Origin of the sequence: Halomonas sp., assembly GCF_052095695.1 — a bacterium.
Lineage (GTDB): Bacteria > Pseudomonadota > Gammaproteobacteria > Pseudomonadales > Halomonadaceae > Vreelandella.
Map to the genome: position 1 here is coordinate 1 of NZ_JBQDLQ010000122.1, position 8,282 is coordinate 8,282.

General features: G+C 49.8%; 9 protein-coding genes. All 9 read left to right on the forward strand.

The window, feature by feature from the left end; genetic code table 11:
* Positions 1–18: 18 nt before the first annotated feature.
* The 9 genes from ACTH5D_RS16505 to atpE all read left to right on the forward strand — a co-directional run bounded on the left by ACTH5D_RS16505 (position 19) and on the right by atpE (position 8,171).
* Positions 19–690, forward strand: coding sequence for an amino acid ABC transporter permease (locus ACTH5D_RS16505; RefSeq protein ID WP_441673143.1), 672 nt, complete (start codon positions 19–21; stop codon positions 688–690).
* Between the two features lie 11 nt (positions 691–701).
* A complete protein-coding gene (locus ACTH5D_RS16510) occupies positions 702–1,472 on the forward strand; it encodes an amino acid ABC transporter ATP-binding protein (RefSeq protein WP_441673145.1) in 771 nt (256 codons plus the stop codon).
* A gap of 591 nt (positions 1,473–2,063) precedes the next feature.
* Entirely contained in the window at positions 2,064–3,968 is a 1,905-nt protein-coding gene (gene mnmG / locus ACTH5D_RS16515; RefSeq protein WP_441673147.1) for a tRNA uridine-5-carboxymethylaminomethyl(34) synthesis enzyme MnmG, read from the forward strand.
* Entirely contained in the window at positions 3,965–4,630 is a 666-nt protein-coding gene (gene rsmG / locus ACTH5D_RS16520) for a 16S rRNA (guanine(527)-N(7))-methyltransferase RsmG (protein WP_441673149.1), read from the forward strand. The genes mnmG and rsmG overlap by 4 nt, the downstream gene beginning before the upstream one ends.
* Positions 4,631–5,398 carry a ParA family protein gene (locus tag ACTH5D_RS16525; protein WP_096276745.1) on the forward strand — a complete coding sequence of 256 codons (768 nt, stop codon included), beginning with the start codon at positions 4,631–4,633 and terminating at the stop codon, positions 5,396–5,398.
* Between the two features lie 48 nt (positions 5,399–5,446).
* Positions 5,447–6,376: a ParB/RepB/Spo0J family partition protein gene (locus ACTH5D_RS16530; protein WP_441673151.1), complete on the forward strand. Its 930-nt coding sequence runs from the start codon at positions 5,447–5,449 to the stop codon at positions 6,374–6,376.
* Positions 6,377–6,614: 238 nt separating this feature from the next.
* The gene (locus ACTH5D_RS16535; protein WP_441673153.1) at positions 6,615–7,007 is read left to right on the forward strand and encodes an ATP synthase subunit I; all 393 of its coding nucleotides are present in this window, start codon (positions 6,615–6,617) and stop codon (positions 7,005–7,007) included.
* A 32-nt stretch (positions 7,008–7,039) separates the two neighbouring features.
* Positions 7,040–7,867 (forward strand): F0F1 ATP synthase subunit A, encoded by an 828-nt coding sequence (gene atpB, locus ACTH5D_RS16540; RefSeq protein ID WP_441673155.1) that lies wholly within the window; start codon positions 7,040–7,042, stop codon positions 7,865–7,867.
* Positions 7,868–7,943: 76 nt separating this feature from the next.
* On the forward strand, positions 7,944–8,171 hold the full coding sequence (atpE, locus tag ACTH5D_RS16545; RefSeq protein WP_096276749.1) for a F0F1 ATP synthase subunit C: 228 nt from the start codon (positions 7,944–7,946) through the stop codon (positions 8,169–8,171).
* Positions 8,172–8,282: the final 111 nt, after the last annotated feature.

Consider the following 8,282-nt stretch of genomic DNA (forward strand, 5'->3'; position numbering starts at 1 on the left):
TGTTTCAGGAGTCTACGCGTGGACGTCAATTTTCAGTTTGATTGGTCGGCAGCGTTTGGATCTATTCCATACCTGCTACCTGGTATTCCCTGGACGTTACTTATTTCATTTGGCGGCTTGGCCATTGGTTTTTTTATCGGCATTTTCTTTGGCCTGCTGCGGCTGAGCCGCCTACGCTGGCTACGTTGGCCGGCTATTTTTTACGTTGAGGTGTTTCGCGGCACGCCTATCCTTGTCCAGGTACTGTTCATTTTTTATGGTTTACCACAGCTGTTGGGTAGCCCTATTAATGCGCTTGTTGCGGGTATTGCTGCCATTGCCGTTAACTCTGGCGCCTATATTTCTGAGATTGTCCGCGGCGGCGTTCAATCGATTGAGCGTGGCCAGAGGGAGGCGTCGCTATCACTGGGCCTTTCCCGTCCCCAAGCCTTTCGCTATGTGATTTGGCCCCAAGCTTTCCGCCGGATGATTCCATCACTTGGTAACCAAGGCATTATCAGTATTAAAGACACGTCGCTGTTTTCAGTAATTGGCGTTGGCGAATTGGTACGTCAGGGACAAATCTACATTTCCACCACGTTCACCGCCCTTGAGGTCTACTTCATGGTCGCACTGATGTATTTAGCGATCACCTGGACCCTTTCAATCTTACTACGCCAGCTTGAGCGTAGAGGTCTGGCCGGACAATAAGGACACGCACAATGAGCGAGACATTAAACAATATAACGCAGCCAATTGTGCGTATGCAGAAGCTCAATAAACACTTTGGCAGCCTGCACGTACTCAACAACATTGATCTCGACATTATTCCTGGTGAAGTGGTCGTGATTATTGGTGCCAGCGGTTCAGGTAAATCGACCCTGATTCGCTGTATCAATGGCCTTGAGGAGTTTCAGGCAGGCAGTCTTACTGTTGATAGCAACGAACTCCTGCCCAATGGAAAAAGCACTAGAGCGTTACAAACCATTCGCACTGAAGTCGGCATGGTGTTTCAGCAGTTCAACCTTTTTCCCCACCTCAGCGTACAAGACAACGTTACGTTAGCACCGATGAAAGTTCGCGGCGCTAGCCGCGCTGATGCTGTTAGCAGTGCCAAACATCTGCTTGACCGTGTAGGTATTGCAGATCAGGCCGATAAGTACCCAAGCCAGCTCTCTGGCGGCCAACAGCAGCGTGTCGCACTGGCACGCGCCTTGGCCATGGAACCGCGGCTAATGCTGTTTGACGAGCCTACATCGGCACTTGACCCCGAAATGATTGGTGAAGTGCTGGACGCTATGCGTGAACTCGCTAAAGAAGGGATGACAATGGTAATTGTCACCCATGAGATGGGCTTTGCCCGTGAAGTCGCAGATCGCGTTATTTTTATCCATAAGGGTGAAATTGCAGAGCAGGGACCGCCTGAAAATCTGTTTGATACGCCTCAACATGAGCGCACTCAATCCTTCCTTGCACGAGTGTTAAAACACTAGATCGAACCTACTTTTTCAGCGCTAATTCGACATTAATGACGTCTTAAACGATCGCTAAATTGCTTTTTTTACCCGCCTGTCCTCGTGACAGGCTTTTTTTTGCCTGTGGATAAGGTTTTTTTTCATTTATCCACTTCTCGTCTATCAGGCTTACTATAGGGACCTCTTAGCATTTGTTAACAGCCATGTGCTGGATGTTCACAGGTACGGTAACAACCAAGGTATAGGACGGTGGATAAGCCGTGTAGAATTGGTCCTGTGGATAAAGGGGCATTTCATCCACAGGAGTAACACCGTTTCTGCCCAGGCAATACGCTATTCAAACATATAGAAGTCAACAATGTAACCTAATGAAATTTAAATGATTTAGTTTCTTATGCACAGAAATTGTCCACACTAATAGTTACTACATTTACAGAACTTCTCTTATCTTATTTTTATATTGTTATTAATAAAGGCTATTCAATTTAAAGAGGTGTGGAAAAACCTGACGGTTACCCACAGGGGGTTTATACTTGCCGGCATATTGAACTAGGGTGCATAAGCACTGGCTCACATCATCCGTGCCAACGGCACAAGACGAGGTGTCTCTTGAATTATCCCGACCGCTTTGACGTGATTGTCATCGGCGGTGGCCATGCGGGGACTGAAGCCGCACTGGCCTCTGCTCGCATGGGCTGTCAGACCCTACTGCTCACTCACAACATCGAAACACTGGGCCAAATGTCGTGTAATCCTGCGATCGGCGGCATTGGCAAAAGCCATCTGGTGAAAGAAATCGATGCGATGGGTGGCGCTATGGGGCTTGCCACGGATTTAGGTGGCATCCAGTTTCGCGTGTTAAATGCACGCAAAGGACCTGCCGTTAGAGCCACTCGGGCTCAGGCAGACCGCATTCGTTACAAATCAGCTATTCGTGGAATGTTGGAAAACCAGCCTAATTTAACGCTTTTCCAGCAGGCGGCCGGTGACTTAATCGTCGAAAATGACACCGTGCGTGGCGTTGTTACCGAGACAGGCATTCGTTTTCATGCTCAAAGCGTTGTGCTGTGTACCGGCACATTTTTGGGTGGTGTGATTCATATCGGCTTGGATCAAAGCAAGGGCGGGCGCGCAGGTGACCCGCCTTCCAACGCACTCGCCGAGCGGTTAAGGGCACAGCCGTTTCGGGTTGATCGTTTAAAAACCGGTACCCCGCCACGCATTGATGCTAAAACGGTTGATTTTTCACAGCTGGAAGAACAGCCAGGCGATACACCAACACCAGTGATGTCTTATCTTGGCTCGCGGGAAATGCACCCTCAGCAAGTCAGCTGTCACATTGCCCACACCAACCAGCAGACTCACGACCTGATCCTGGCTAACCTTGATCGATCACCCATGTATTCTGGCGTGATTGACGGCGTTGGCCCGCGCTACTGCCCGTCAATTGAAGATAAGGTCCATCGGTTTGCCGACAAGTCGAGCCATCAAGTGTTTATCGAGCCTGAAGGTTTGGACACTCATGAGCTCTATCCCAATGGGATCTCGACCTCGCTGCCTTTTGACGTGCAGATTCAAGTTGTCCGCTCTATCAAAGGCTTGGAAAACGCGCATATCACGCGGCCTGGTTATGCCATTGAGTATGATTTCTTTGATCCACGAGATTTAAAACACTCGCTGGAAACTAAATTTATCCACAGCCTGTTCTTCGCTGGCCAAATCAATGGCACGACGGGCTATGAAGAAGCCGCCGCCCAGGGGTTGCTAGCTGGCTTGAACGCCGCACGTCGCGCACAAGAGTTGGATGCATGGTATCCGCGCCGCGATGAAGCTTATCTTGGCGTACTGGTCGATGATCTGATCACGATGGGCACCAAAGAGCCCTATCGCATGTTTACCTCGCGAGCGGAATATCGCTTGCTGCTGCGAGAAGACAACGCTGATTTACGCCTTACTTCAGCAGGCCGTGAGCTTGGTTTGGTTAATGACGCGCGCTGGTCGGCGTTTAGTCAAAAGCGTGAAGCAATCGAGCAAGAAAACGCACGTCTGAAAACCGTTTGGATTCAACCAGGAAGTTTAGCTGCTAAGAAAGTGGCTGAAAAAACCGGCGCGCCGCTATCACGAGAATACTGCTTGAGTGATTTGCTTAAACGCCCTGAACTCAACTATAGCGACTTGGCCCATTTACCCGGCCTTGAAGACACGCTTGCCACTGATGAAGCGGTTGCTGAGCAAGTACAAATTCAGGCCAAGTATCAAGGCTATATTCATCGGCAGCAGGATGAGATAGATAAACTCAAACGCCATGAAGCGACGCCTTTACCTGCTGAGTTGGATTATTTAAAGATAGAAGGTTTATCTAACGAAATCCGTCAAAAGCTTGCTGACGCTAGGCCAGAAACGTTGGCCCATGCGGCGCGTATTTCGGGTGTTACTCCAGCGGCTGTTTCTATTTTGCTGGTACATCTGAAAAAACGCCGACTGGTAGCGACTGCCGACGTGGTTAACGGATGAGTTCGCTAACGGCGTTATTAAAAAGCTTACCCGCAAGCGTTGCGCTACGTTTAGATAAAGGTCTTCACCAACTGGCGATTAATGTCAGCCAGCATCAACGCGAACAGCTGTTAGGTTTTCTCGCGTTGTTGCACAAGTGGAACCGAGCTTATAACCTCACAGCGGTGCGCGATTTAGATGAAATGGTGTCGCGCCACGTGCTGGATAGCGCAGTGGTATTTCCCTATGTGCACGGGCCGCGTTTACTCGACGTTGGCGCAGGGCCCGGATTACCTGGAATAGTGTTGGCCATTTTAAATCCTGAGCTAGACGTCACGCTGCTAGACAGCAACGGCAAAAAGGTGCGTTTTCAACGCCAAGCGGTCATGGAGCTAGGGTTGAAAAACGTAACACCTGTCCAAGCACGCGTTGAACAGTTCGAAGCAGCTGCGTTTGATCAGGTAATCTCGAGGGCGTTTGCTAGCCTCGTTGATTTTGTCACGCTCACCCGTGAACTGCCGGCCATTGATGGCCAGTGGTTAGCTATGAAAGGCCCGGGGGCGGATGATGAACTGCGTGACCTGCCCCACGGTATTAAATTACACGCGCGTCATCTGCTGGAAGTACCCTTTGAAGCGGCCCAGCGGCAGCTGTTGATTCTGACCCCAGAAGGAGTTGAGTAAGTGAGCCAGATCATTGCCCTGACCAACCAAAAAGGCGGCGTGGGCAAGACCACCTCGGCCGTTAATCTGGCGGCTAGTCTCGCAGCGCTCGACCGCCGCGTGCTGTTGGTGGATCTTGATCCGCAAGGTCATGCCAGCATGGGTAGCGGCATCGACAAATACGAGCTTGATAAAAGTGTTCTTGATGTTTTGCTGGGTGAGGCTACCGCGGCTGAAACGATTGTCAAAAAGTTGCCAGTAAAGTACGACGTGCTGCCGGGTAACGGCGATCTGACTGCCGCCGAAGTGGAATTATTAGATCGTGAGCAAAGTGAAAGCTGCCTGACAGCGGCCTTAGCATCGGTAGCGGATGAATACGATGTGGTACTGATCGACTGCCCGCCGTCTTTGAACATGCTAACCGTCAATGCGTTAACGGCTTCTAACAGCGTGCTCATCCCTTTACAGTGCGAGTTTTACGCGCTGGAAGGGCTATCGGCACTGTTGGATACCGTTGAGCAAATCAAGCAAAACGTTAATCCTGATTTAGCCATTGCGGGCATTTTGCGTACCATGTACGACAAACGCACTAGCTTAACTCGCGAAGTCGACAAGCAGCTGCGCGATTATTTTGGTGATATGTTGTTTAAAACCACCATACCCCGCAACGTTAAAGTTGCCGAAGCACCGAGTCATGGGCTGCCGGTCACGCAATATGCCCGGTTCTCACGGGGGAGTCAGGCCTATCGAGTGCTGGCAAAAGAGATGATCCGTCGTCTTTCACTTTAAACAATACGCGCTGTAGTGATAGCTATCGTTATAAATGAGGGAAAGCGAATGACGCGTAAACGCGCGCTAGGACGTGGCCTGGATGCCCTGATTGGTGCTGGTGCTCGTCGCCGTGACAGCCTAGAACTTGCCGGTAGTGGCACGCCGCTTGAGCTGACTGATACAGCGCTTAGCGCTGCGACTGACGAGGTCGTTGAAGATCGACTTGAGCGTTTGCCATTAGCTCAGTTAACGCGAGGAAAATATCAGCCGCGTCGCGATATTCAGCCTGAAGCATTAGAAGAGCTGGCCGATTCGATTCGTGCCCAGGGCGTTATGCAGCCTATCGTTGTACGTCCCATCGGCGTGGATCGCTACGAAATTATTGCCGGTGAACGTCGCTGGCGCGCCTCTCAGCTGGCTGAGTTGGACGTTATTCCTGCGGTTATTCGCGAAGTCAGCGACGAAGTCGCACTAGCGCTGGCGTTAATTGAAAACATTCAACGTGAAAATCTCAATGCCATTGAAGAAGCCATGGCGCTTAAACGTCTGGGCGAAGAGTTTGAGCTTACCCAACAGCAAATTGCCGACGCCGTAGGTAAATCACGCACCCAGGTGGCCAATCTGCTGCGTTTATTAGCATTAGACCCCGAAGTACAAACGCTCCTGGAGCGCGGCGACCTTGATATGGGCCATGCACGCGCCTTGCTGACGCTAAGCAGTGCGCAGCAGCGGCAAGTGGCCCACGAAGTAGTCAATAACGACATGACCGTGCGCGCAACCGAAGCGCTGGTGAAGAAAGTTCAAACAAGCCAAGCCGCTCTTCAAACACCTAGTCGCCCAATTAAGCAGCCCGATGTGGCCAAGCTTGAAACGCATTTAGGTGAATTACTCGGTGCGGCTGTTTCCATTGATCATGGTCAAAAGGGTAAGGGGAAGCTGACTATTCGCTATACCAGCCTTGAAGAACTAGACGGTATTTTAATGCATATTAAATAGCAGGCTATGCAATATTGCCTAAGAAGGGGGCATGTTTTAACCATTTGGTCGAAAATCGACCCCTAAACGGGCAAAATCAACGCTACTCGGTTGAAGGTGTGATAGCGCTTCCCTATAATCGCGCAAGATTTGTGCAGGTAGTCTGCGTTTGTCGAAGAATACGCTCTTTGAAGCCTGTCGATTTTTTTAAAGAGCAGGGTATTTGTCCAGAGCTATGCAGAAAACCATGCAGAGAGCTATGCAGCGATACGAAACCCAGCGACGTAGAACCTATATTGTTCGCCTGACCATCACACAATTTATCATTACGTTAATCGGGATGATGGCTGGCTATTTTTTGGCACAAATGCCTGGCGCGTTATCCGTGCTACTAGGCGCCTTAGTGGCATTACTGCCACACGCTTTTTTCATAAAGCGGATGGGAGTTTTGAGGTCTAATCGGCCCTCGCAGGCACCGATGCGCCTATTTCGTGCCGAGGCAGGTAAGTTTGGTTTGACGGTGGCACTGTTTGTTGCAGTGTTCGTAGTAGCGCCCCCCTCAAACCCCGCTTTCTTTTTTTATGCTTATGTGGCGGTTGTTCTAACGCATTGGTTCACGCCTTGGTTAATGCCAAAAAATGCTAATGCTTAGAAAATCGCACAACTGATTGAGGTGACATGTCCATGGCCGCAGGAAACGAAGTCTCTACGACTTACTATATCCAGCACCACTTGCAGAACCTGACCTTTGGTAATCATCCCGAAAATGGTTGGTCGCTGGCGCATACTGCGGAAGAAGCAAGTGATATGGGCTTTTGGGCTATTCACTTAGACACCATGGGCTGGTCAATTGCCATGGGTCTGCTGTTTATCTTTATTTTCCGCAAAGCCGGTAAAATAGCGACTACGGGTGTACCGACGGGTTTGCAAAATGCCGTTGAAATGGTGGTTGAATTTATCGAAGGCATGATCAGAGGAACATTTAAAGGTCATAACCCGATCATCGCACCGCTAGCATTGACGCTGTTTGTGTGGATTCTGTTTATGAATACACTCAAAATTATACCGGTCGACTATTTGCCAGTACTGTTCAGTAAGCTTGGCGTTGACTACATGAAAGTTGTTCCGACTACCGATGTAAACGCCACTCTAGGCTTGGCTTTGGGCGTGTTCGGGCTAATTCTCTACTACAGCTTTAAGGTCAAAGGCGTTGGCGGTTTTGCCAAAGAGCTGTCACTGACACCGTTTAATCACTGGGCATTGATTCCCTTTAACCTGCTGCTCGAAATTGTTGCGTTGCTGGTTAAGCCGTTCAGTTTAGCAATGCGTTTGTTCGGCAACATGTTCGCTGGTGAAGTTATCTTTATTTTGATTGCCATGCTGCCGTTCTGGGCTATTTGGGTGCTGGATGTGCCATGGGCCATTTTCCATATTTTGATCGTTGTACTTCAAGCATTCATCTTTACCGTTTTATCCGTGGTGTATCTCAGCGCTGCACACGAACATCACTAATGCGAGCAATGTTTGCAACACATTAACCCTTAACCTCAACCCTCGACCTTTAACTTGAAAAACTAGGAGCATTACCATGGAACTTATTTACATTGCTGCTGCCATCATGATTGGTATGGGCGCTCTAGGTACCGGCATTGGCTTCGCTATTTTGGGCGGCAAGCTGCTGGAATCTACTGCGCGTCAGCCTGAACTAGGCGACCAACTGCAAACTAAAACCTTCCTAATGGCAGGTCTGTTAGACGCCGTTCCGATGATCGGTGTTGGTATCGCAATGTACCTGATCTTCGTTGTTGCCGGTTAATGACAGCTCAGCCGAGCGCTAAACGCTCGGTTTTGTTTCACTCCGGTCGCCACGAACTTGTCAGAGGTACATTCCTGTGAATATCAACATGACGCTAATCGGGCAGACGAT

Bases quoted from the DNA above. Each gene is read 5' to 3' on its own strand.
- atpB (WP_441673155.1), top strand. From the start codon at position 7,040: ATGGCCGCAGGAAACGAAGTCTCTACGACTTACTATATCCAGCACCAC.
- ACTH5D_RS16535 (WP_441673153.1), top strand. From the start codon at position 6,615: ATGCAGCGATACGAAACCCAGCGACGTAGAACCTATATTGTTCGCCTG.
- ACTH5D_RS16510 (WP_441673145.1), top strand. From the start codon at position 702: ATGAGCGAGACATTAAACAATATAACGCAGCCAATTGTGCGTATGCAG.
- ACTH5D_RS16530 (WP_441673151.1), top strand. From the start codon at position 5,447: ATGACGCGTAAACGCGCGCTAGGACGTGGCCTGGATGCCCTGATTGGT.
- atpE (WP_096276749.1), top strand. From the start codon at position 7,944: ATGGAACTTATTTACATTGCTGCTGCCATCATGATTGGTATGGGCGCT.
- rsmG (WP_441673149.1), top strand. From the start codon at position 3,965: ATGAGTTCGCTAACGGCGTTATTAAAAAGCTTACCCGCAAGCGTTGCG.